Here is a 22371-nt window from a genome sequence, read left to right as displayed (position 1 = left end):
ACGGCCCGGACCAGGGCGACTACGGCGACCAGGGCTACGGCGATCAGGACTACGCCGGTCAGGGGCACGGCGACGACTACGGCGACCAGGGTTACGGCAGCCAGGAGTACGTCGGCCAGGGCCAGGGCGGCCTGGGATACGTCGGTCAGGGGCACCCGGGCGCGTCCGGCGGTGGCCGCCACCGGGCCCGGGGCGCCGGACCCGGATCAGGCGGGCACGGACCGGCCGGGCATGCATCCGGCGGCCCGACCCGTACACACGCGGCGCCGCCCGGCCAGGGCTACGGGGGCGCGTCCGAGCCCGGCGGCTTCGACCCGTTCGACGCCTTCGGCTCGTACGGATCGCCACCGCCCGAACCGCCGGAGCCACCCAGGCCCGCGGGCCCCCCGGGCCCGGCCGGGCAGTCCGGGGCGGCCGGGGCGGCCGGGGTGAAGATCCCCGGCATCGGTCAGATGATCGGCCGGGTGACCGGTCAGAAGGGCGACCGGCAAGCCGGTCAGAAGCCAGGGCAGAAGCCCGGTCAGAAAGTGGACATCGCCAACGAGATCACCGCCTCGTTCGTCGTCTTCCTCGTCGCCCTTCCCCTCTGCATCGGGGTGTCGGTGGCCTCCGGCGCCCCTGCCGAACTCGGCATCATCTCCGGCGTCATCGGCGGCCTGGTGGTCGGCATGGCGCGCGGCAGCACCCTCCAGGTGAGCGGCCCCGCGGCCGGGCTGGCGACGCTCGTCGCCGAGGCGGTGCTGGAGTTCGGACTGGCCACGCTCGGAGTGATCGTGCTGGCCTCCGGGGTGTTGCAGATCGGGCTCGGGCTGATCCGGCTGGGCCGGATGTTCCAGGCGATCTCCATCGCGGTGGTGCAGGGCATGCTGGCGGGGATCGGGCTGCCGCTGATGTTCAGCCAGGCGTATCCGCTGGCGGACGCCAAGGCCATCGGCGCACCGTTCGAGAACATGCTCGGCATCCCGGGGCTGATCGCGGACACCCTCGCCGATCCGCAGAAGGCGATCGCGGCCGGGCTCGGTATCGGCACGGTCGTCCTGAGCTTCCTGTGGAAGAAGATGCCGCCGCCGGTGAAGAAGATGCCGGCCGCCCTGGTCGCGGTGGCCGGTGGCATGGCGGTGGCCTCGCTGCCCGGCGTGGAGATCAACACCCTCCAGGTCGGCAACCTGCTCGCGTCCGTGAACATCCCCGGCCCCACCCAGTTCGCGGCCCTCGCCAACGGCGCGGTGCTGACGACCGTACTCACCTTCACGATCATCGCCTCGGCGGAGAGCCTGTTCACCGCCGCCGCCGTCGACCGGATGCACACCGGTGAACGCACCCGCTACAACTCCGAGTTGATCGCCCAGGGCGCGGGCAACGCCGTCGCCGGTCTCCTCGGCGCGCTGCCGATCACGGCCGTCGTCGCCCGCAGCTCGGCCAATGTCGCGGCGGGAGCCAAGACCCGTCTCTCGCGCACCCTGCACGGCCTGTGGCTGCTCGCCTTCGCGCTGCTCCTGCCGAACGTGCTCGCGCTCATCCCCATCTCCGTACTGGCGGGTGTCCTCGTCCACAGCGGCTGGAAGCTGTTCGCGCCGGAGGAGTTCCCGAAGATGTGGCGGCAGGACCGCGGCGAGTTCGCGGTCATGACCATCACCACGGTCACGATCGTCGCCACCGCCCTGCTCGAAGGCGTACTCGTGGGCCTGGCGGCGGGCATCATCCTGGCCGCGCTGCGGATGTCGCAGACCTCGGTGACCACCAGCGTGGAGGGCGACACGGCGAAACTGGTCATGGCCGGCAACGCGACCTTCCTGCGCCTGCCGAAGCTGATCGACGCGCTGGAGGAGGTCGCCTCCGCCGGGATGCCGCGGATACGGCTCGACCTGACCGGCGTGACGCACTGGGACCACGCCTGCCGCAACCAGGTGGACGAGTTCGTGGCACAGCACCGGGGAACCGGGGAGGTACGGGTGGAGTTGCTGCGCCCGAACACGCCGAACGCGCCCATGCCACCGGCCGGGCCCGGTATGCCGAAGCCCGACGAGGGCCCGGGGCATCTGCCGGGGCCGACGGCGGAGTGGTTCTACCTGGACCCCACGCCGATGGACGAGCTGATGGATCAGCTGGACCCCATGGACGACTACCGGTCACCGGCGCGGATGCGCTGACCGCTGCCGCTCGGCTGATCCGGGCCGGACCCGGCCTACTCGACCACCGCCACCCCCCACACCGAAGGCGCCGTCCCATTCGCGGACGGTGCCTTCGGCATGCGCGGTGTCGGTGCTGCCCGGTCACCGGGCCACGGGGGCACGGGGATCGCGGAGTCCGCCGCCTACCCGGGCCAGTACGTACGCGCCCACGCCCCCGGTCCCGGCCGCGGCACACGGTGGCGGGCGATCCGGGCGGGGGCCGACCACTGGGCGGGAAGCCCGGCCGGGCCCGACGGGGAGTCCTCTTCCTCCACCGCCGCGGTGCGGGCCTGGACCACCGCCAGCGCGGCGGCCAGCTCCTCGCGGGTCGGATTGCCCCGTACGACGTTGATCATCGCCAGCTCCCTTGTTCGGAGGTCCCTGAAAGGCGTCCTGGGGCCTGTCCGCCGGACAGGCCCTAGAGGGGGATGTTGCCGTGCTTCTTCGGAGGCAGGCTTTCCCGTTTCGTACGCAGCTGACGCAGGCCCTTCACGATGTGGGCCCGGGTGTCCGACGGCATGATCACCGCGTCGACATAGCCGCGCTCGGCGGCCACGTACGGGTTGAGCAGCGCGTCCTCGTACTCCTCGATCAGCCGGGCGCGCGTGGTGTCCTGCGCCGCCTCGTCACCGGCCGCCGCGATCGTACGGCGGTGCAGGATGTTCACCGCGCCCTGCGCGCCCATCACCGCGATCTGCGCGGTCGGCCAGGCCACATTGAGGTCGGCGCCCAGGTGCTTGGAGCCCATCACGTCGTACGCCCCGCCGAACGCCTTGCGGGTGATCACCGTGATCAGCGGGACCGTGGCCTCGGCGTACGCGTAGATCAGCTTGGCGCCGCGCCGGATGATGCCGCCGTACTCCTGGTCGACTCCGGGCAGGAAGCCCGGCACGTCCACGAACGTCAGCACCGGGATGTTGAACGCGTCGCACGTCCGGACGAAACGCGCCGCCTTCTCCGAGGCGTTGATGTCCAGACAGCCCGCGAACTGCATCGGCTGATTGGCGACGACCCCCACCGGAAAGCCCTCGACCCGGCCGAAGCCGGTGACGATGTTCGGCGCGAACATCGCCTGCGTCTCCAGGAATTCACCGTCGTCCAGCACATGCTCGACGGCGGCGCGCATGTCGTACGGCTGGTTCGCCGAATCCGGGATCAGCGTGTCCAGCTCGCGGTCCTCGTCCGTCGTCTCCAGCTCGGCCTCCTCGGGGAAGGCGGGCGGCTCGGAGAGATTGTTCGACGGCAGGTACGACAGCAGGGACTTGACGAACTCGATCGCGTCCTTCTCGTCACCCGCCATGTGGTGCGCGACGCCCGAGGTGGTGTTGTGGGTACGGGCTCCGCCCAGCTCCTCGAAACCGACGTCCTCACCCGTCACCGTCTTGATGACATCCGGACCCGTGATGAACATGTGCGAGGTCTGGTCGACCATCACCGTGAAGTCCGTGATCGCGGGGGAGTACACGGCGCCGCCCGCGCACGGGCCGACGACCAGGCTGATCTGCGGCACGACGCCCGAGGCGTGCACATTACGGCGGAAGATCTCCGCGAACAGGCCCAGCGCGGCCACGCCCTCCTGGATCCGGGCGCCACCGCCGTCGTTGATGCCGACGATCGGGCAGCCGGTCTTCAGCGCGAAGTCCATGACCTTCACGATCTTCTCGCCGTAGACCTCGCCGAGCGAGCCGCCGAAGATCGTGAAGTCCTGCGAATAGACACAGACCGGGCGGCCGTCGACCGTGCCGTAACCGGTGACGACCCCGTCCCCGTACGGCCGGTTCTGCTCGATGCCGAAATTGGTGGAGCGGTGCCGGGCGAACTCGTCCAGCTCGACGAAGGAGTCCTCGTCGAGCAGCAGACCGATCCGCTCGCGTGCCGTCAGCTTGCCCTTGGCGTGCTGTTTCTCCACCGCCCGCGCGGACCCCGCGTGCGTGGCTTCCTCGATGCGGCGCCGAAGGTCCGCGATCTTGCCGGCGGTGGTGTGGGGGGCGGCATCGGTGCTCGCGGCATCGGCGGTCACGGGGTCGACCGGGGGTGCGGGGGCGACCGGCGGGACGGGGGTGGCTGGCGTGGCGGTTCCGTGGGCGTTTTCCGGCTCGGACATCGGGATGCTGCTCCCTGCGGGGGTCACGGGTGTCAGGGGTGCGGTGCGGATGCGGGTGGGGCTGTGGGTGAGGAGACGATTACGGGGACGGGGGCGATTCGGTTGCCGTGGAGTTGCTACTGACCCGTAGCGTATCGGCGCAGATGCCGTTCGGCAGTGCGGTGTTTGCCACATCTAGGGTGGCTTGCATGACGGAGCCCCATGCCTCACAGAGCCGCTGGTCCGACCTCGAACGCCCGCCGCTGAACGTACGCGAACTGCGCCGCGGGCTGGTCCTGCCCGGCGGCCTGTGGACCTCGCTCGACGTGGTCGCCGAGACCGGATCCACCAACTCCGACCTCGCGGCGCGGGCGGCCGGGGGCGCGGCCGAGGGCGCCGTACTGATCGCCGAGGAACAGACCGCGGGGCGCGGGCGGCTCGACCGCCGCTGGTCGGCCCCGGCCCGCTCCGGGCTCTTCTTCTCCGTACTCCTCAGGCCGGGCCCGGACGTACCCGTGGAGCGTTACGGCTGGCTGCCGCTGCTCGCCGGCGTGGCCGTCGCGACCGGGCTGTCGCGGGCGGCGGGCGTGGACACGTCCCTCAAATGGCCCAACGACCTGCTGGTGACGGTGGACGGCGAGGAGCGGAAGGCGGGCGGAATCCTCGCGGACCGCGCGGTGCTCGGTACGGGTCCGGGTCCGGGTCCGGGGGCGGCGGTTCAGGCGGCGGGGCCTGGGGCCGGGGGCGACGCGGTCGTGGTGGGCATCGGCCTGAACGTCTCGCTCAAGGCGTCGGAACTACCGGTCCCGACGGCGGGCTCACTGGCCCTCGCGAACGCGGTGTCCCTGGACCGCGACACGTTGCTGCGCGGGGTGCTGCGGTCGCTGGAGCGCTGGTACGGGGAGTGGCGGACGGCGGGCGGCGATCCGGGGCTGTCCGGGCTCCAGGAGGCGTACGTGGCGCAGTGCGCGACGCTGGGACGCACGGTGCGGGCGGAGTTGCCGGGGGGACGGGAGCTGCTGGGCGAGGCGGTGGCGGTGGACGTGGACGGGCGGCTGGTGCTGGTGACGGGGGACGGGGTTCGGCATGCGGTGGGGGCGGGGGACGTGGTGCACGCGCGGGCGGTGTAGGGGGCGGTGCCGTCGTCCGGCGGGGGTTCCGGGGTGCGGTGCGGTGCGTGGGTGGTGCGGGGGCCGGGGCCTCCGGAGGCGCATGTCCGGACTGCATGATCTACGCCGCGTGCGGGTCTCGTGTTCGGGTGCGGGCCGGTGTGCGGCACACATCACGCTCTACGTCCGGACACGTCACCTCCTGCGACCCCGGCCCCCTCCCGCCGGTCGCCTGCCTGCGGGCCCGTGGGGGGCGGGGGGATGAGGGTGCTGCCGGTTCGCCGTCTGTGGGGCGGTGGAGGGGGGAAGGTGCTGGCGGTTTGTCGTCTGGGGGGGGGCGGTGGGGCCAAGAGGTGCACCGTGGGGCCCGGGGTGGTGGGTAGGACGTGAGCCAGGGCACATCTGCCGTATCGTTGAGGCGGTCCACGACAGATCGGCAGGGCAGTGCGCAGGGAACGGGCAGGAGGCGGCTGGTGACCGTCGACGATTCGAATTCCGGCGAGGCCGCGCAGCCGCCGTCGGAGTCTCCCGGATACCCCACGCCGCACCACATCGTCGACCACACGGCGGAGCCGACCGACGACCCGCTCGCCATCCGGCTCGAACAGCTGATCCTGGGCGCCGAGCGCCGTTACACGCCCTTCCAGGCGGCCCGTACGGCCGGTGTCTCGATGGACCTCGCCTCCCGCTTCTGGCGGGCCATGGGCTTCGCCGACATCGGGCAGGCGAAGGCGCTCACCGAGGCGGACGTCCTGGCGCTGCGGCGGCTCGCGGGTCTGGTGGAGGCGGGGCTGCTCAGCGAGCCGATGGCCGTACAGGTCGCCCGGTCGACCGGGCAGACGACCGCCCGGCTGGCGGAGTGGCAGATCGATTCGTTCCTGGAGGGGCTCACCGAGCCGCCCGAGGCGGGGATGACGCGTACGGAGGTCACGTACCCCCTGGTGGAGCTGCTCCTGCCCGAGCTGGAGGAGTTCCTCGTCTACGTCTGGCGGCGCCAGCTCGCGGCCGCCACCGGCCGTGTGGTGCAGGCGGCCGACGACGAGGAGATGGTCGACCGGCGGCTGGCCGTCGGTTTCGCCGACCTCGTCGGGTTCACGCGGCTGACCCGTCGGCTGGAGGAGGAGGAGCTGGGCGAGCTGGTCGAGGCGTTCGAGACGACCTGCGCCGACCTGGTCGCCGCGCACGGCGGCCGGCTGATCAAGACCCTCGGCGACGAGGTCCTGTACGCGGCCGACGACGCGGGGACCGCTGCCGAGATCGCGCTGCGTCTCATCGAGACGATGACCCATGACGAGACGATGCCGGCGCTGCGGGTCGGTATCGCGTTCGGGACGGTCACCACGCGGATGGGCGACGTCTTCGGTACGACCGTGAACCTGGCGAGCCGGCTCACGTCGATAGCTCCCAAGGACACGGTCCTGGTCGACGGCGCGTTCGCGGAGGAGCTGATCCGTACGGGAGACGCCCCCGCCTCCGAGGCCCAGGCAGCGGAAGCGGCGGCGGAGGCCGAGAAGCAGGGCGAGGCGCCGCCCGCGTACCGCTTCGGGCTCCAGCCCATGTGGCAGCGGCCGGTGCGTGGTCTGGGTGTCGTGGAGCCGTGGCTCCTGGGGCGACGTACCGGCTGAGTCGCCGGGACAGCCCTTAGGATCGGCCTTCGGTGAACCGACGTTAACCGGGAGGGTGCGGTCATGGGTGAGGCTGAGCAGCGGTTCGGGGAGTTCGTCGTCGTACGGAGGCACGGTCATGTCGCCGAGCTGGTCCTGGACCGGCCCAAGGCCATGAACGCCGTGTCCACGGAGCTGGCCCGGTCCCTGACGGACGCGTGCGCGGCTCTGGGGGCCGATCAGGGCATCCGGGCGACGGTGCTGACCTCCACGCACGCGCGGGCCTTCTGCGCCGGCGCGGACCTCAAGGAGCGGAACTCCCTGAGCGACGCCGAGCTGGTACGCCAGCGGCCGACCGCGCGGGGCGCGTACACCGGCGTACTGGAACTGCCGATGCCGACGATCGCGGCCGTGCACGGCTTCGCGCTGGGCGGCGGCTTCGAGCTGGCGCTGGCCTGTGACCTGATCGTCGCCGACCGCACGGCGGTCGTGGGATTGCCCGAGGTGTCGGTCGGGGTGATTCCCGGAGGCGGCGGTACGCAGCTGCTGCCGCGCCGGGTCGGGGCCGCGCGGGCGGCGGAGCTGGTCTTCACGGCCCGGCGGGTCGATGCGGTCGAGGCGGCCGGGCTGGGGCTTGTCGATCAACTCGTGGACGAGGGCACCGACCGGGACGAGGCGCTCGCGCTGGCCGGCCGTATCGCCGCGAACTCACCCGTCGGCCTGCGAGCCGCCAAGCGCGCACTGCGGCTGGGGCGCGGACTCGACCTGCGGGCCGGCCTGGAGGTCGAGGACGCGGCCTGGCGGTCCGTCGCCTTCTCCGGGGACCGGGCGGAAGGCGTGGCGGCCTTCAACGAGAAGCGGAAACCGCAGTGGCCGGGCGAGTGAGCGCACGCTGATCGCTCACCTACGCGGACGATCAAATCCCCCCAAAGCGCCCTAAGGTGGAGTGATGGGAGTGGATGGGGATGGGCGGCTGCGCGCCACGGTGGCACTGGCGCAGGCGATGGCGTCGGCTCCCACGGAAACCGAGTCCTGGCGGGCGGCGGCGCAGGGCGCGCGGGAGGCGCTCGGCGGGAGTTTCGCGGCCCTGTCGGTCTGGGAGCGGGAGTGCGGCCGGCTCAAGGTGCTGGTGAACGCGGGGCAGCGGGTCGACGGGGAGGTGGAGTTCCCGGAGGACGAGACGTACCCGGTGCACGAGTTCCCCGAGATCGCGGAGTTCCTGCACGAACGGTGGGCGGGCGGCGGCGGACCGAACGCGTGGGTCGAGGTGGCGGAGCCCGCGGGCCGCGGTCCGGGCGCCGCGCCCGGTTACGGTCACGGCCGCGCGGAAGCGCTGCGTCGGCGCGGCCGTGGCAGCTGCGTCGTCGCACCGATCGTGCTGCACGGGCGGGCGTGGGGCGAGCTGTACGTGGCCCGGCCCCGGGGCGTGCCGGTCTTCGAAGCCGACGACGCGGATTTCGCGACCGTGATCGCGTCGGTGGTCGCGGCGGGAATCGCTCAGACGGAACGGCTCGAAGAGGTCCGCCGCCTTGCCTTCACGGACCCCCTGACGGGCCTCGCGAACCGGCGCGCCGTCGACATGCGCCTGGACGAGGCGATCGGACGGCACCGGGCGGACGGGGTCGTGGTCAGCCTGGTCGTCTGCGATCTCAACGGCCTCAAGAGGGTCAACGACACCCAGGGCCACGAGGTCGGCGACCGGCTGCTGGAACGGTTCGGCACGATCCTTTCGGTCTGCGGCGCGAAGCTTCCGGGGGCGGTCGCGGCGCGGCTGGGCGGAGACGAGTTCTGCCTGTTGACGGTGGGGCCCACGGCGGACGACGTGATTGAGGCGGTGGGCGAACTGTGCGTGCGCGCCGGTGAGTTGGACCTGGGGGAGGGGGTGGCGTGCGGGATCGCCTCGACGGGCGACCCGATCGGCGAGGTGGGCTCGGCGAGACGCCTCTTCCGGCTGGCGGACGCGGCGCAGTACCGGGCGAAGGCGGCGCGATCGCGGGGGCCGGTGGTGGCGGGCCGGGACGGCGCGGTGATCCGCCTGGCGGACGGCCCGCCCCCGAGGAGCGGCACCCGCCGCCGCTTCCGCGATGCGCCTCCCGGCGGGGGGCCGTAGGGGGGAGCGCTTCCCGGCGGGGCCGGTTTTCGTGTGCGGGTTGTTGCCGGGCGCCGCTCCGGGGTCATGTCCCGCACTGCATGATTTACGGCACGTGCGGGTCTCGTGCCTGGGTGCGGCCCGGTGTGCGCCACACATCACGCTCTACGTTCCGGACACGACCCCTGCGCGCCCCCCTTCACCGCCTGCCAAAGACGCCCCGCGTGCGCCGGGGGCGGGCGACGGCGGGAGGGGGGGCGGGGGTGTAGGAGGTGCGTGTTCGGACACTAAAGCGTGATGTGTGGCGCACACCGGCCGTCAGTCGAAGAATCGAGCCGCACGCGCCGTAAATCATGCAGTCCGGACATGTACCTCCGGAGACCCCGGCCCCCGCACCCACCAACGCACCGCACCTCGCGCCCCCGCCGGGCGGCGACCCCGCACCCCGCACCCCGCGCCCCCGCCGGACGGCGACACCCCACCCCGTGACACGGATCGATTCAGTACGTACGCTCCTGAATATGGATATGCATACCGTCGTGGTGGGGACGTCCGGGACGACCGCCGAAGACGTCATCGCCGTCGCCCGCCGCCACGCCCGCGTCGAGCTTTCCGCCGAGGCCCTCGCCGCGCTCGCCGCGGCCCGGGGGATCGTGGACGCGCTCGCCGCCAAGCCCGAGCCGGTGTACGGGGTCTCCACCGGGTTCGGCGCTCTCGCGAGCCGGCACATCGGTCAGGACCTCCGCGGCCGGCTCCAGCGCAACATCGTGCGGTCGCACGCCGCCGGGATGGGGCCGCGGGTCGAGCGGGATGTCGTCCGGGCGCTGATGTTCCTGCGGCTGAAGACCCTCGCCTCCGGGCGTACCGGCGTACGCCCCCAGGTCGCGCAGACCATGGCCGACGTACTGAACGCCGGGATCACGCCTGTCGTGCACGAGTTCGGCTCCCTCGGCTGCTCCGGGGACCTCGCGCCGCTCTCGCACTGCGCGCTGACGCTCATGGGCGAGGGCGACGCGGAAGGCCCCGACGGCGTCGTCGCGCCCGCCGGGGAGCTGCTCGCGGCGCACGGCATCGAGCCGGTCGAGCTGCGGGAGAAGGAGGGCCTCGCCCTGCTCAACGGGACGGACGGCATGCTCGGCATGCTGGTCATGGCCCTCGCGGACCTGCACCGCCTGTACACCTCCGCCGACATCACCGCCGCGCTGAGCCTGGAGGCGCTGCTCGGCACCGACAAGGTCCTCGCCCCCGAGCTGCACGCCATCCGCCCGCACCCCGGCCAGGGCGTCAGCGCCGACAACATGCTGCGGGTCCTCGCCGGGTCGGGGCTCACCGGGCATTTCCAGCAGGACGAGGCCCCGCGCGTCCAGGACGCGTACTCGGTGCGCTGTGCCCCGCAGGTCGCCGGCGCGGGGCGGGACACGCTGGCGTACGCCCGGGTCGTGGCCGACCGGGAGCTTGCCTCGGCGGTCGACAACCCGGTCGTGCTGCCCGACGGCCGGGTCGAGTCCAACGGCAACTTCCACGGCGCCCCGGTGGCGTACGTCCTGGATTTCCTGGCGATCGTCGCCGCCGATCTCGGGTCCATCGCGGAGCGCCGTACCGACCGGCTGCTGGACAAGAACCGTTCGCACGGCCTGCCGCCGTTCCTCGCCGACGACGCGGGGGTCGACTCGGGCCTGATGATCGCGCAGTACACCCAGGCCGCGCTGGTCAGCGAGATGAAGCGGCTGGCGACCCCGGCCTCGGTGGACTCGATCCCGTCCTCGGCGATGCAGGAGGACCATGTCTCGATGGGCTGGTCGGCGGCGCGCAAGCTCCGTACCGCCGTCGACAACCTGACCCGGATCATCGCCGTCGAGCTGTACGCGGCGACGCGCGCGATCGAGCTGCGGCGCGGTCTGACGCCCGCGCCCGCCTCGCGGGCCGCCATCGACGCCCTGCGCGCCGCGGGCGTCCAGGGGCCGGGCCCGGACCGTTTCCTCGCCCCCGATCTGGCGGCGGCGGACGTGTTCGTACGGGAGGGCCGACTGGTCGCGGCGGTGGAGCCGGTGACGGGACCGCTGGCCTGAGGCCCGCGAGCGCCGCGACGGACGTACGGAGGGGCCGCCCGATGCCGGACGGCCCCTCCGTACGCGTACACATGCGGCCGCACGCGTGCACATGCGGCCGCACGCGTGCACATGCGGCACGCGTACATGCCGGCTCGATCAGAACGCGCGGCCGCTTCTGCGCAGCGAGTACGCGACGAACCCCGCGCCGATCCCGAGACAGGCTGTCCCGCCGAACACGTACGGCGTGGTGTCCACGCTGCCCGTGTCGGCGAGGGCGAGTTGTCCGGACGGTTCGGACTGTTCGGAGCCGTCCGACACCTCGGACGGTCCGGATCCCACTGATGCGTCGGAGTCCACGGCCGTGTGAGCTTCCACGGCCGTACCGGATTCCTCGGCGGCGACGCTTTGCGCGGATACCGCTGACCGCTGCCCCGGGCCGACCTGCTCGTCCGTGGCGTTCGCTGAGGGAACGAACCACAGAGCACAGAGCAGGGTCCCGGCGGCGGTGGCTGTCAGCAGTGGTCGGCGTGCGACAGGCACGTAATCGATCCCCCTTGTGACGACGCCGAATTGGCTGGGTGGGCTGATGTTAGTGAAAGCAGCGGGTCGCGGGAAAGTCGCGGGAATCCGGAGCCGTACGCTCCGTTCCATGAGCACTTCTGAGACATCACGGTATGTACGGCTACGGGTGGAATTGGTGCTGGAGGTCGGCACCCCGGACACCCTGAGCGCCGCGGCCCTCGCGCGCATCGTCGCGGACGAATCCATGCCCGGGGACGAACGGGCGCATGCCGAGTCGGCGGTACGGGAAGACGCGGCAGAGGCCCTCGCGTACCTCGTGGAGCCGTTCGATCTGATCAAGGAGGTTCCCGGTGTCGAGCTGGCGCAGGCCTCGTGGACCAGCGAGCAGATCGACTACGACCCCGACGCCGTGGAATGGGACCTCGACGACGAGGACAGGTATGACGACGAGAGCGACGACCAGGACGCGGACGGTGACGGGAAGGGCGGGGATCGTGGCGTAAGCGCTGGTGGGGTCGGTACTGGTCGGGGGTAGCGCGAGAGCGTGACACCCTGGTAAGCCCCGGTTCCCCTCGTGTGGCGGGCCGGGGCTCGCTCATTCCCGTCGGCGAGTGGTGTTCACCACACCTTGGGCCGATGTGGAACCGGACGAACCGGTACAGGCGTTCTTAAGGGTTATCGGCAGGGTAAGCGGCGATGATGGAGAAGCGTGTGATGACGGACAGCAAGCGGCGCAGGGCTCTCACGGCCGCGTCCGCACTGCTCGGTGGCGTTCTGGTGCTTTCGGCCTGTAGCGGCGGCGGCGACAAGGCCGCGGACAGCTCGAAGAGTTCGTCGTCCCAGTCGCAGGTCGACGAGGCGGCGGCCAAGGAGACGTCCGAGGCCCAGATATCCATCTCGCCCAAGAACGGCGCGACGAACGCGGGCATCAACAAGGACGTCAAGGTCACGGTCAGTAAGGGCACTCTTACGGACGTCACCATGGCCACCGCGGACGGCACCGCCGTCAAGGGCGCGTTGTCCTCCGACGGGAAGAGCTGGAAGCCGGACGCCCAGCTCGAACGCTCCACCTCGTACAAGATCACCGCGACGGCGAAGGACGGCGAGGGCCGTCAGGCCCACGAGAACTCCTCCTTCACCACCGTCTCCCCGGCCAACAGCTTCATCGGCAACTTCACCCCCGAGGACGGCTCCACGGTGGGTGTCGGGATGCCGGTCTCGATCACTTTCGACAAGGCGATCACCGACAAGAAGGCCGTGCAGGACGCCATCTCGGTCTCGTCGAGCAGCGGCCAGCAGGTCGTCGGCCACTGGTTCAGCCAGCAGCGCCTCGACTTCCGCCCCGAGGACTACTGGCAGGGTGGCTCGACGGTCACCCTCAAGCTGAACCTGGACGGGGTCGAGGGCGGCCAGGGCATCACCGGCGTCCAGCAGAAGACCGTCACCTTCAAGGTGGGCCGTAACCAGGTCAGCACGGTCGACGCCAAGTCCAAGATGATGACCGTCACGCGGGACGGCAAGACGGTCAAGACGATCCCGATCTCCGCCGGTTCGCCCGACAACACCACGTACAACGGTCAGATGGTGATCTCCGAGAAGTTCAAGGAGACCCGGATGAACGGTGCCACGGTCGGCTTCACGGACGACGACGGCAAGGGCGAGTACGACATCAAGGACGTCCCGCACGCCATGCGGCTGTCCACGTCGGGCACGTTCATCCACGGCAACTACTGGGGCGCCAAGTCCATCTTCGGTTCCGCCAACACCAGCCACGGCTGTGTGGGCCTCTCGGACACGAAGGGCGCGAACGACCCCAACACGGAAGCCGCGTGGTTCTACAACAACTCGCTCATCGGTGACGTGGTCGTCGTCAAGAACTCCAACGACAAGACCATCAAGCCCGACAACGGTCTCAACGGCTGGAACCTGAACTGGGCCGACTGGCAGGCCGGTTCCGCCGCCTGATCCGAGCCCGGACCACGTAACGCCACACAGGACCTCGTACGTCCTCCTCACGCGAACGGCGGCGACACCTTCCTGGTGTCGCCGCCGTTCGCGTACTCGACCGTCGCTCACCCGGGGTCGCAAGCGCCCTGCCGGCCACTCCCGTCTCCTGTTCCACCCCCGTCCGACGCGTCCCCTGGGCCCATTTCGCCTCCACGCCATCTCCACCTCACCTCCCTTGCGCGTCCGCCCGTCCGTTCGCCAGGACGTCCCCGTAAGAAGGGGGCGACATCACCGTCCTGCGCGTAGGTTCGGTCCATGCTCATCACTCTGGGAAGCCCGCCCTCGGACGCCGAGACGGACGCCTGGCACGCCGTGGTCACCGCGGCGCACGTCCGTGATCTGCCGGCCTCGGTGCCCGAGCCCAGCAGGGCGGAGACCTCGGGGAAACTGCGCATACCGCCGGTGGACGGGCGGAACGTCCATCTCGTGGCGACAGCGCGGGACGGCTCGTACGAGGGGGTCGCCTCGCTGCTCCTGTTCACCGACGAGCACAGCCGTCACGCGGCCTTCCTGGACTACCTGGTCGTATGTCCGAACGCCCGGCGGCACGGCCTCGGCGCGACCCTCTGGACCGCGATACGTGACGAACTCACGGCGGACGGCCGCACCTCGGTGTCGACCGTGCTCGAACTGGGCGGCGCGGGCGAGGCGTTCGTCGACAGTATCGGCTTCACGAACATGCGGCCGCTCGGCCGGTACGTCCAACGCGTCCGGCAGGCGGTCGACATGGTCCCGCTGCCCGCGCTCCCCGACGGCCTGCGCTTCGCCGACTGGCCGGGCGTCGTCCCCGACGAGCGGGCCGAGGCGTTCGCCCGCGCCCATGAGGCGCTGCGGGACACTCAGGCGGCGGAGTCGGAGGAGCGGGCGCCACGCTGGGACGTGGACCGGGTGCGGGCCACGGCCCGGGTGATCGGGGAGCGCGGCGGGCTGATCCTCACCTCGGCCGTGCTCGACACGGCGCATGACGACGCCGTCGTCGCGTACACCGAGATCGTCCTGCGCGATCCGGCCGACACCCGCGCGCTCCAGTACGACACGGTGGTCGTCCCGTCCCATCAGGGCCATGGGCTGGGGCGCGCGGTCAAGCGGCATCTGCTGGGCAGACTCAGCGAACTGCGCCCGGGGGTACGGGAGATCAGCACCACCGTCGCCGATGACAACACGGCGATGCTGGCGGTGAACGAGGGCCTCGGCTACCGGCGCGAGCGCCCCGCCGGGCTGTTCCAGGCGAAGCTCTAGCCGGTCTGTCCACCTCTGGGTTCATCGTGCAGATCGGTGATCTGTCGTTCGAGGGGCTGATGCCGCCCGCTCGGAGCGCGGCTCTCTACCGGGCGGCAGCCAAGATTCCCGGGGTCGTCGTCATTCCGGACGCGGTCGACGCGGCGGGGCGCCACGGTGTGGCCGTCGCGCGCGCGAACGAGGGAGAGCGCCAAGAGCTGATCTTCGACAAGGAGACGAAGCAATTCCTGGGAGGGCGCATCGTCGCTGTTGAAGACCTCCCGGATGGGCCAGGAAGGGTGAGCTCACCGGGGCCGGCGCGATCATCGAACGAGCTGTCGTCGACAAGCCGGGCCAGCCCTTAGTGCCCCTCCCCGCAAGGTTTGCCCCGTCGCGACGCCCGGCACGCGCGCTCGCCGCGTTGGCCAAAAGCCCAGGTAGCCCTTCCCAAGCTCTCGACTTCGCTCGAGCAGGGGAGGCCCCATCCCAGGACTCCGGCCGCCTTGCGATCACGCTCGGCATCCGAAGGATGAATCAGACGCCGAGACGGAGCGCGAAGCGAGTGCCGTGCACCGACCGCCGCTCCTTGGCGGGCAAACATGGCCGGTCGCGGTACTGGACAGTCACCTTCGAGACACCCTTCGAGGGCGGAAGACAAAGAACAAGCTCAGCCTGGGCGCTCCTGCTTCGTCACCCGCAGCCGTTCGTACGAGGCAGCCGGTAGGCCGAGTCCAGCCGGTAGTCACCGGCCGAGCGGACCGTCAGCCGGGTCCAGTCGCCCGCGCGTTCCACACATGCGCCCGGCGCTCTCAGCCAGGGCGAGTACGCGATCCGTACCGTCACCGACCCGGCGGCCGGCATCCGTACCACCAGCCGCGCGGCGTCTTCGCGTACGACGGTGGCGGGGGGTGACACCAGTGGGACGGCGGCCCGTACGCGGTAGACCGTCCATCCGCTGTCCTGCCACACCTGCTCCAGCCAGTGGGGCGCGCTCCTGACGAGCGCGGCCTCGGCCTCGGCGGGGCCGTCCGGCTGTCCGTGCGGCAGTACGACGAGGCCCACGGCCCAGCGGTCCAGCCAGGCGCGGTACGTGGCCGGGGCCAGGGTCCGTGTGCCGCGGGGGCCGTCGTAGAAGAGGCGCCCGCGTTCGACGTCGAGCTGTCGGTTCCAGCCGCGTGCCAGGTTGATGTGCGGGGCGAGGACGTCCGCCTCGCGGTGGTTGCGGGCGGGGACGACCTCGACGCGGGTACGGTCGGCGCCGAGCCGGTCCAGGGCGGCGACGACGCCGTCCGTACGGGCGGCCCAGGCGGGCACGGTGTTGGAGACCACCAGGTCGTCGTCGGTCTTGTCGATCAGCCAGCCGGTGTTCACGACGAGGACCCCGACGAGCACCAGGTGGGGGAGCGAGCCGAGCCACGCACGCTGCCGGACGGGGCCCAGGCCCCGCGTCAGCAGGGCCGCGAGCAGCACCGGGGGACCGGCGAGTCCCACCAGCCGCTCCACGTTCGTACCGATCGGCGAGCTGACGAGAAACGTCAGCACCACGCCGACCGCGTACACCGCAGCCCCGAACCTGACCACACGCCAGGCACGCGGCGCCGCCAGACACAGCGCCGCGCAGGCCACCAATGGCATCCACAACTTGCCGGGAGCCATGGGCTGTTCACCCTCGAACGGGAAGAGCAGCGTGAGCGTCGCGACCATCACGAACGGCGGGACGACCAGCGAAACCCCCTTCACCCACTGCCGGTCCAGGGCGTACGCCGTACCCGCCACGACCAGGAACAGCGCGGCGACCGGGCTGGCGAGGGCGCTCAGCGCGGCGCAGAGCACCGCGAGCACCGGCCGCCGCACCCACAGCAGCGCGAGCAGCCCGACGGCCACACCCAGCGCGAACGTCGTCCGCCCCGACGCGACGTTGCACCAGAGGGTCAGCGCCCCGAGCAGCGCGGGCCACAGGGGCCGCGGCGTCCCCGACCGTGCGAACAGGAGCGCCATCACCCAGGTCCCGGCGAGCCCCGCCAGTACGGACACGGCCCGGACCCCCAGGAGCGCCATCAACGGCGGTGCCAGCACGCTGTAGTTGGCGGTGTGCGTGCCGCCGTACCAGGAGAGGTTGTACGCGGACCCCGGATGCCGCGCCATGAACCCGGCCCAGGCGAACTGCGCGGCCAGATCGCCCCCGCCGGTCGCGAGCACGGCGGCCCACAGGACGTACAGAGGGACGACGACGGCGGTCACGACGAGCGGCACACGCCACCACGGCTGCCGACCGCCCCCGCCGCGCCCCTGGGCGGCGCCCCCGTCCGTCACTTCCGGCGCCCGTGCGGGCCTGATGGTCCCCTCGGTGATCCCCACCTCGCCCAGCCTATGCGCGAGCCGGGACCGTTCCCCGCCCGAGAGCGAGCCCAGCGGCCGGTCCCGTGCCACCCGTGCGAGCCCGAGGGCATTCAGCGCGGGCGTCGGCGAGATGGCCGGCCGCGTAGACGGCGTCCTGGACGGTCCGGTCCGGATCGAGGTCGAGGGTCTGGACGGGATGACCGATGCCGCCGGGGAAACCGACGGTGATCTCACCGCCGTCGGGGCGCTCGACCCCGGCCGGCAGCCGCAGCAGTGTCGACTTGCCGGAGCCGTTCTCCCCGATGACACCGGCCTTCTCGCCGGGACGTACGGTCAGCGAGACCTGGTCGAGCACCGACCGGTCGCCGTACGCCGTGGAAACGTCTTTCATCGCCAATTGGGCGCGCTCGCGCATGCTTCTTCCTGGATTGTCACGCCCTCGCGCACGCGTGGACACAGCGGCGGGGCTGGACCTAGTCGGACCTGGGGAGCAGGTCCGGAATCAGAGGAAGAAGTAGTGCGCGAACACGCCGTTCACTGTAGCCGCGCCCCTGGGCGCGGCCCAGGGAATTACCGGCTCGGGGGAGCACGGCCCAACGGAGCGCGGCCCAGGGGGCGTTGAGCCTCCTACGACTCAGGCTCGGGGTGCGAGCAGGTCGTCCAGCTCGGCCTCGAAGAGCAGGGCGGGATCGATGCGCATGCCCGTGAAGTGGCCGGCGAGTTCCAGCGACAGGACGCCGTGCAGCCGGGTCCAGAACGTCAGGAACCGGTGGAGGGCCTCGGCCGGGGCGGGGTGGTCGGCTGCCCAGTCCCGGTGGTCCGCCAGATGGGCGCCGAAGGGGGTCGTGGCGCTGTCCGGGGCGAGCGCCGTGCACGCGTCTACCAGGGTCGTCATGATCTCGGACGAGATGGCGGTGGTCTCCGCGGGCGCGTGGTAGCCGGGGATGGGCGTGCCGTAGACGAGGAAGTACCGCTGAGGGTCCGCCAGGGCCCAGCCGCGCAGGGCGTGTGCCAGCCCGGCCAGGTCGGCGCCGGTGGCGGCGGCCGTGCGGAGGGTGTCGGCGAGGCTTCGGTACGCCTCCCGGACGAGTTCGGTGATCAGGTCGTCGCGGCTGGCGAAGTAGCGGTAGAGCGCCGGTCCGCTCATGCCCATCTTCTTGGCGATCGCGTTGAGGGAGAGCGCGGACGCACCCGCCGTGGCGATCTGCTCCCACGCGCGTTCGGTGATCTCCGCGCGCACCTGGGTCCGATAGCGCTCGCGCGGGGTGTTCGCGCCCGTCGTCGCCATGGTCTGCCACCGTCCCCATCTACCTGTCGGGATATATCTTCAAGGGTTAGTTAGAAGCTATCACGCAATGCGTTGACCGGTGGCTTCTCGTTGCGTTATAACTTCTAACGAACGCGGGAGTATCTAGCCGAGCTTCTGGTTCGGGCTCGACCGAAACCAAAAGAACCCAAAGAACCCAAAAGAACCCAAAGAACCAAAGAGGAGAACTCCATGTCCGGCATCCGCAGCAACGGCCTCCGTGCCGCTCTGTTCACCGTCCCCCTCGTCCTCGGCCTCCTCGGCGCCGCTGCCGCGCCGGCCGCTGCCGCCGGTTCCCAGGCCGGTTCCCACAACCCCCACCCGGGCAAGTCCCTCACCTGTGGCGGGAAGGGTGTCGACCCCGACGCCCTCGTGCGCCACCGGACCGAAACCGTCATCAACGCCCCGCTACGCACCATCTGGAAGCTTCAGACCGATGTGGAGCGCTGGCCGTCCTGGCAGACCCCCGTCGAGACGGTGGAACGCCTCGACCACGGCCCCTTCCGCAAGGGTTCGGCATTCCGGTGGACGACTCCGATACCGCCCAACCCCTCGACTCCCGCCACCGGCCTGGAGATCACTTCGACCGTCCAGCAGGTCAAGCGCGACTCGTGCATCCGCTGGACCGGCCCCGCGATCGGCGAAGGGCTGCACATCGACGGCGTCCACGTGTGGAACTTCACCAAGGTCAAGGGCGGTGTCCGCGTGAGCACCGAGGAAACCCACGCCGGCGCCCAGGTCGAAGCGGACGTTCCCACCGCGACCAGGATCCTCGGTGAGGGCCTCGAAGCGTGGCTGGGCGAGCTGAAGTCCGCCGCCGAGGCCCGCGCCCAGCACTGACCCGCGTACCGGGCCGCGCCCTGCAACCGGGGGCGCTGACCCGTGAACCGGGCCGTGCCCTGCCATCGGGGGCACTGACCCGCGAACCGGACCGCGCCACAACCGGGGGGCGCTGACCCGCCAACCGGCCCGCGCACGCTGCCCGTCAGCGGGGAATCAGCGGTTGCCGACGAGCGCGACCGGCCGCTTCCCGGCGGTGGACACCGGAAGCGACGGCCGAAGGCCAGTGCCCGTGGTGGTCCCGGCGTGCTTGCCGTTGGCTGCCTTCGTGGGCACGCGGGTGGGCCCGGCCGGGATCCGGTTGCGGCTCCGGTAGTCCAGCGCGAAGGCGAGCTTGCCGGGCTTCGCGTCGGTGATCGGCGCGCTCAGCTTCCCGAATTCGCCGCCGGTCGGCTTCTTGCCGTCGTTCCACTCGCTCATCCGGCCCAGCTCGTCCGCCGTACGCCCGTCGGCGATGACGGTGTCACCGTCCGTCTCCGTCATCGCCTCGGAGGCGGCGCGGATCGCCTTCAGGTAGGAGGCGTGGGAGGTGAGGTCGTACGCGTCGAGGTCCACGCGGTCGCGCAGCCAGGTGCCCCACAGGAACTCCAGGTACTCCGCCGCCTCGTCGGGCGCCTGGTAGCCGATGTCGCGCGTGAAGTAGACGAGGCTGCGGTAGCGGTCGTCGTGGAAGTCCGCCAGGCCCAGGCGCTGGGGGAGCTGGTCGGTGGTGATGGGGTTGTTGTTCTCGTCCCGCAGCCAGACCCACTTCCGCTCCAGCATGGTCTGCCAGAAGTCGGCGGCCGAGAGGTCACTGAGGTTGGCGGCGACCCGCAGCCTGATGGGGGTCTTGGGGCCGCCGTCGGACGCCTCCAGGAAGGACGTCAGGCTGTGGTGCCCGTCGGTCAGGTACAGCTTGCCGCCCGGTCCGATGACGACCGTCTTCATCGCGGCCCTGGTCTCGTCCGTCTCCTCGCCGAGCGGGACGGTGCAGCTGAAGCTGGACGGGTCGGAGAGCGTGGCACCGGAGCCCGCGGTCGCAGCCTCTCCCTGGCCGTTGGTCTCGCACCAGTCGTCGAAGCGCTTGTTGACGCTGCCGGCCTGCTCGTCCTTGGTGCTGCCGTACCGGCCGAGCTTGTAGTAGATCTGGTCGAAGCCGATGGAGGGCTGGGTGGGGTGGAGCTGGTCCAGCGTGACATCGACGAGATCGCCGGCCTTGGCGGCGGTGACGGCGCCGGTCGCGGTCTTGGCTCCGGCACCGGCGGCGGTCCCGGTGCTCGTCTTGGAGCCGACGCTCGCGCGCGGGGCGGTCGCCCCGGCCGGGCCGCCGCCCGCGAGGACACTGCCCAGCGCGAGGGCACCCACGGTCAGTCCGGCCGCCAGGCCACGCGCTCCGGCCGTTCGTGCGAACGCGCTGTGCGGCTGGGGCTGCGTACGGACTGAGCCGTTCATACGGGTCTCCACGGGGTGAGCGGGCGGGACCACGCCCGTACGAGCGTCGCGGTACGCGGCGACGCGGTGCGGGGCAGCGCGGTGTTCGTACAACGCTGTGTGTCGCGGTCTGGTGCGGCTGGACCGCGCATATCCACTCACCTCCGCCCACCCTGAGGGGTATTGGGCGGGCGTCGGGAAGGTGGCGGCCGGGTGAACGCTGATCGCCGTGGCGCCGAGAACCGTTCGCGCCGCTCCCCGGACACGTGATGGGTGGCGCGAGTGCCGTCCGGGTGGGGTGTGTACGTGTGTCAGTGGTGGGCGCCGAGGAGGGCGTACGCGCCTCCGCGGGCGACCACGACCACCAGGCCGAGCGCGAAGAGGGCACCCCACGCCGGCAGGGCCATCGTCCGGAGCGTGACGGGCACCTGGCTCCCGGCCACGGTCGGCGCCACGATCGCCGCCGCCCACACCGCCACCAGCCCGATCACCGCGATCGATCCGACGGCGGATTCGCCGACGGTGGACGACACCGGACATCGATCGCCGGCCGGACGCCACAGCGAGGTGGTCACTTACGATGACAACGATGACGACGGGGGTGGACCGACGGGGGTGGACCGCCGTCCACCGCAGGAGGGGACGGGAGCCGATGAGCCTTCGTCAGTACGAGTACGCCCTGGCCGTTGCGGAGGAGGGCTCGGTGACGGCGGCGGCGGAGCTGCTGCACGTCGCTCAGCCGTCGGTGTCCCAGCAGATCCGTGGCCTGGAGCGGGAACTGGGTGTGGAACTGTTCGCCCGCACGCCGACCGGACTGGTGCCCACCGTGGTCGGCCGCGCTTTCCTGCGGGAGGCGGAGGTCGCGGTGAGCGCGTCGCGGCGGGCGAGGGCGACGGCGCGGGCCGGTGCCGACGACCTGGTGGGCGAGTTGCTGGTCTCGGTGCAGATGGGCTTTGGCGCGGGGCAGTTGCCGGGCGCGCTGGGCGCGCTGCGTCGCCGCTTCACGCGGCTGGAGGTCACCGTCTTCGAGGAGCAGAGCAGCGCCGAGCTGGAGCGGCTGTGCCGCCGGGGTGTGCTGGACCTCGCCCTGATGGCGGCGTGCGAGCGGAGCCCCGCCGACGCCCACCACCTCGGCGACGAGGAGTTCGTCGTGGTGCTGGGCGCCGGGCACCGGCAGCTCGACGCGGACCGGGTCGAGCTGCGCGAGCTGGAGGGTGAGCCGTGGGTGAGGTTCGACCGCGACAGCGCGCTCGACGGCGTGCTGCGTGAGGTGCTGCGGGACAACGATCTGACCCCGACCACGGTCGCCCGCGTGTCCCAGACGGCGACGGCCGTGCGCTGGGCCGCCCACGGGCTGGGGGTGACACTCGTCCCGGCCTCCGCGGTGCCGCAGGGTTACGAGCACCAGGTGCGTCCGGTGTTCCCGGTCGTGTCCCAGCCCGTCATCGCCGTGCTCCGGGACGGCGCGGGCCCGGCGGAGAGGGCTCTGCTCGACCTGCTGCGTCAGGAGACCTGGCCCGAGTCCGCTTCCCTCTCGCCGGTGTCCTGACGGCCGAGAAGGAAGCGGGCGCCGCTGAATTCTTCTTGTCGAAACTACCGAAACCGTCGACTTGCCGAACTG

At 71.5% G+C, this 22371-nt stretch carries 19 protein-coding genes and 1 pseudogene; 12 read left to right on the top strand and 8 right to left on the bottom strand.

The genetic code is table 11. The features are described from left to right. Nucleotides 1-452: 452 nt before the first annotated feature. A complete protein-coding gene (locus ACIOJD_RS04400; RefSeq protein WP_401908976.1) occupies nt 453-2150 on the top strand; it encodes a SulP family inorganic anion transporter in 1698 nt (565 codons plus the stop codon). A gap of 164 nt (nt 2151-2314) precedes the next feature. Here ACIOJD_RS04400 and ACIOJD_RS04395 read toward each other — a convergent pair whose 3' ends face one another. Both ACIOJD_RS04395 and ACIOJD_RS04390 read right to left on the bottom strand, forming a co-directional pair. Beyond that, complete coding sequence (locus ACIOJD_RS04395; RefSeq protein ID WP_401908183.1) at nt 2315-2527, bottom strand: acyl-CoA carboxylase epsilon subunit; 213 nt, start codon at nt 2525-2527, stop codon at nt 2315-2317. A 62-nt stretch (nt 2528-2589) separates the two neighbouring features. Continuing rightward, the gene (locus ACIOJD_RS04390) at nt 2590-4191 is read right to left on the bottom strand and encodes an acyl-CoA carboxylase subunit beta (protein ID WP_401908975.1); all 1602 of its coding nucleotides are present in this window, start codon (nt 4189-4191) and stop codon (nt 2590-2592) included. A 272-nt stretch (nt 4192-4463) separates the two neighbouring features. On the opposite strand from ACIOJD_RS04390, the gene ACIOJD_RS04385 reads away from it, so the two are divergent. The 5 genes from ACIOJD_RS04385 (at nt 4464) to hutH (ending at nt 11125) form a co-directional block, all read left to right on the top strand. Beyond that, entirely contained in the window at nt 4464-5384 is a 921-nt protein-coding gene (locus ACIOJD_RS04385) for a biotin--[acetyl-CoA-carboxylase] ligase (RefSeq protein ID WP_401908181.1), read from the top strand. A gap of 452 nt (nt 5385-5836) precedes the next feature. Continuing rightward, a complete protein-coding gene (locus ACIOJD_RS04380; RefSeq protein WP_401908179.1) occupies nt 5837-6988 on the top strand; it encodes an adenylate/guanylate cyclase domain-containing protein in 1152 nt (383 codons plus the stop codon). A gap of 63 nt (nt 6989-7051) precedes the next feature. Further along, nucleotides 7052-7852 (top strand): enoyl-CoA hydratase/isomerase family protein, encoded by an 801-nt coding sequence (locus tag ACIOJD_RS04375; RefSeq protein WP_401908177.1) that lies wholly within the window; start codon nt 7052-7054, stop codon nt 7850-7852. A 64-nt stretch (nt 7853-7916) separates the two neighbouring features. After that, complete coding sequence (locus tag ACIOJD_RS04370) at nt 7917-9077, top strand: diguanylate cyclase domain-containing protein (protein ID WP_401908175.1); 1161 nt, start codon at nt 7917-7919, stop codon at nt 9075-9077. 506 nt (nt 9078-9583) lie between these two features. After that, the gene (gene hutH, locus ACIOJD_RS04365; RefSeq protein WP_401908972.1) at nt 9584-11125 is read left to right on the top strand and encodes a histidine ammonia-lyase; all 1542 of its coding nucleotides are present in this window, start codon (nt 9584-9586) and stop codon (nt 11123-11125) included. 138 nt (nt 11126-11263) lie between these two features. Here the strand turns inward: hutH and ACIOJD_RS04360 are convergent, their stop codons facing one another. After that, the gene (locus tag ACIOJD_RS04360) at nt 11264-11647 is read right to left on the bottom strand and encodes a hypothetical protein (RefSeq protein WP_401908174.1); all 384 of its coding nucleotides are present in this window, start codon (nt 11645-11647) and stop codon (nt 11264-11266) included. 109 nt (nt 11648-11756) lie between these two features. Between ACIOJD_RS04360 and ACIOJD_RS04355 the strand changes: the two genes are divergently transcribed. From ACIOJD_RS04355 to ACIOJD_RS04340, 4 genes are all read left to right on the top strand, one after another. Continuing rightward, a complete protein-coding gene (locus tag ACIOJD_RS04355; RefSeq protein ID WP_401908172.1) occupies nt 11757-12164 on the top strand; it encodes a hypothetical protein in 408 nt (135 codons plus the stop codon). 164 nt (nt 12165-12328) lie between these two features. Then, nucleotides 12329-13594: an Ig-like domain-containing protein gene (locus ACIOJD_RS04350; RefSeq protein ID WP_401908970.1), complete on the top strand. Its 1266-nt coding sequence runs from the start codon at nt 12329-12331 to the stop codon at nt 13592-13594. 297 nt (nt 13595-13891) lie between these two features. Next, the gene (locus ACIOJD_RS04345; RefSeq protein ID WP_401908170.1) at nt 13892-14875 is read left to right on the top strand and encodes a GNAT family N-acetyltransferase; all 984 of its coding nucleotides are present in this window, start codon (nt 13892-13894) and stop codon (nt 14873-14875) included. 26 nt (nt 14876-14901) lie between these two features. Next, nucleotides 14902-15219 (top strand): hypothetical protein, encoded by a 318-nt coding sequence (locus ACIOJD_RS04340; RefSeq protein WP_401908168.1) that lies wholly within the window; start codon nt 14902-14904, stop codon nt 15217-15219. A gap of 325 nt (nt 15220-15544) precedes the next feature. Here ACIOJD_RS04340 and ACIOJD_RS04335 read toward each other — a convergent pair whose 3' ends face one another. The 3 genes and pseudogenes from ACIOJD_RS04335 to ACIOJD_RS04325 form a co-directional block, all read right to left on the bottom strand. After that, on the bottom strand, nt 15545-17107 hold the full coding sequence (locus ACIOJD_RS04335) for a hypothetical protein (RefSeq protein WP_401908967.1): 1563 nt from the start codon (nt 17105-17107) through the stop codon (nt 15545-15547). Between the two features lie 120 nt (nt 17108-17227). Further along, nucleotides 17228-17609 (bottom strand): annotated as a pseudogene (locus ACIOJD_RS04330) (ATP-binding cassette domain-containing protein); the annotation flags it as partial. A 219-nt stretch (nt 17610-17828) separates the two neighbouring features. After that, nucleotides 17829-18482 carry a TetR/AcrR family transcriptional regulator gene (locus tag ACIOJD_RS04325; protein ID WP_401908166.1) on the bottom strand — a complete coding sequence of 218 codons (654 nt, stop codon included), beginning with the start codon at nt 18480-18482 and terminating at the stop codon, nt 17829-17831. Between the two features lie 210 nt (nt 18483-18692). Here ACIOJD_RS04325 and ACIOJD_RS04320 point away from each other — a divergent pair, with 210 nt between their 5' ends. Continuing rightward, nucleotides 18693-19340, top strand: coding sequence for an SRPBCC family protein (locus ACIOJD_RS04320; RefSeq protein ID WP_401908164.1), 648 nt, complete (start codon nt 18693-18695; stop codon nt 19338-19340). Between the two features lie 156 nt (nt 19341-19496). Here ACIOJD_RS04320 and ACIOJD_RS04315 read toward each other — a convergent pair whose 3' ends face one another. Together ACIOJD_RS04315 and ACIOJD_RS04310 are read right to left on the bottom strand one after the other, a co-directional pair. Further along, complete coding sequence (locus ACIOJD_RS04315) at nt 19497-20771, bottom strand: ParB/Srx family N-terminal domain-containing protein (protein ID WP_401908162.1); 1275 nt, start codon at nt 20769-20771, stop codon at nt 19497-19499. Nucleotides 20772-21061: 290 nt separating this feature from the next. Further along, nucleotides 21062-21283, bottom strand: coding sequence for a hypothetical protein (locus ACIOJD_RS04310; RefSeq protein WP_401908160.1), 222 nt, complete (start codon nt 21281-21283; stop codon nt 21062-21064). Between the two features lie 119 nt (nt 21284-21402). Here ACIOJD_RS04310 and ACIOJD_RS04305 point away from each other — a divergent pair, with 119 nt between their 5' ends. Next, nucleotides 21403-22299, top strand: coding sequence for a LysR family transcriptional regulator (locus tag ACIOJD_RS04305; RefSeq protein ID WP_401908158.1), 897 nt, complete (start codon nt 21403-21405; stop codon nt 22297-22299). The last annotated feature ends 72 nt before the right edge of the window (nt 22300-22371 follow it).

This window comes from Streptomyces sp. NPDC088116 (assembly GCF_044741745.1).
Classification (GTDB): Bacteria; Actinomycetota; Actinomycetes; order Streptomycetales; family Streptomycetaceae; genus Streptomyces.
Note: the sequence above shows the minus strand (reverse complement) of the source record. Positions and strands in the feature narration are given on the sequence as shown.

Excerpts from the sequence above, each read along its gene's own strand:
- ACIOJD_RS04395 (WP_401908183.1), bottom strand. The coding sequence starts at position 2,527 with ATGATCAACGTCGTACGGGGCAATCCGACCCGCGAGGAGCTGGCCGCC.
- ACIOJD_RS04355 (WP_401908172.1), top strand. The coding sequence starts at position 11,757 with ATGAGCACTTCTGAGACATCACGGTATGTACGGCTACGGGTGGAATTG.
- ACIOJD_RS04350 (WP_401908970.1), top strand. The coding sequence starts at position 12,329 with ATGGAGAAGCGTGTGATGACGGACAGCAAGCGGCGCAGGGCTCTCACG.
- ACIOJD_RS04385 (WP_401908181.1), top strand. The coding sequence starts at position 4,464 with ATGACGGAGCCCCATGCCTCACAGAGCCGCTGGTCCGACCTCGAACGC.
- ACIOJD_RS04315 (WP_401908162.1), bottom strand. The coding sequence starts at position 20,771 with ATGAACGGCTCAGTCCGTACGCAGCCCCAGCCGCACAGCGCGTTCGCA.
- ACIOJD_RS04370 (WP_401908175.1), top strand. The coding sequence starts at position 7,917 with ATGGGAGTGGATGGGGATGGGCGGCTGCGCGCCACGGTGGCACTGGCG.
- ACIOJD_RS04320 (WP_401908164.1), top strand. The coding sequence starts at position 18,693 with ATGTCCGGCATCCGCAGCAACGGCCTCCGTGCCGCTCTGTTCACCGTC.
- ACIOJD_RS04325 (WP_401908166.1), bottom strand. The coding sequence starts at position 18,482 with ATGGCGACGACGGGCGCGAACACCCCGCGCGAGCGCTATCGGACCCAG.
- ACIOJD_RS04305 (WP_401908158.1), top strand. The coding sequence starts at position 21,403 with ATGAGCCTTCGTCAGTACGAGTACGCCCTGGCCGTTGCGGAGGAGGGC.
- hutH (WP_401908972.1), top strand. The coding sequence starts at position 9,584 with ATGCATACCGTCGTGGTGGGGACGTCCGGGACGACCGCCGAAGACGTC.
- ACIOJD_RS04375 (WP_401908177.1), top strand. The coding sequence starts at position 7,052 with ATGGGTGAGGCTGAGCAGCGGTTCGGGGAGTTCGTCGTCGTACGGAGG.
- ACIOJD_RS04345 (WP_401908170.1), top strand. The coding sequence starts at position 13,892 with ATGCTCATCACTCTGGGAAGCCCGCCCTCGGACGCCGAGACGGACGCC.
- ACIOJD_RS04400 (WP_401908976.1), top strand. The coding sequence starts at position 453 with ATGATCGGCCGGGTGACCGGTCAGAAGGGCGACCGGCAAGCCGGTCAG.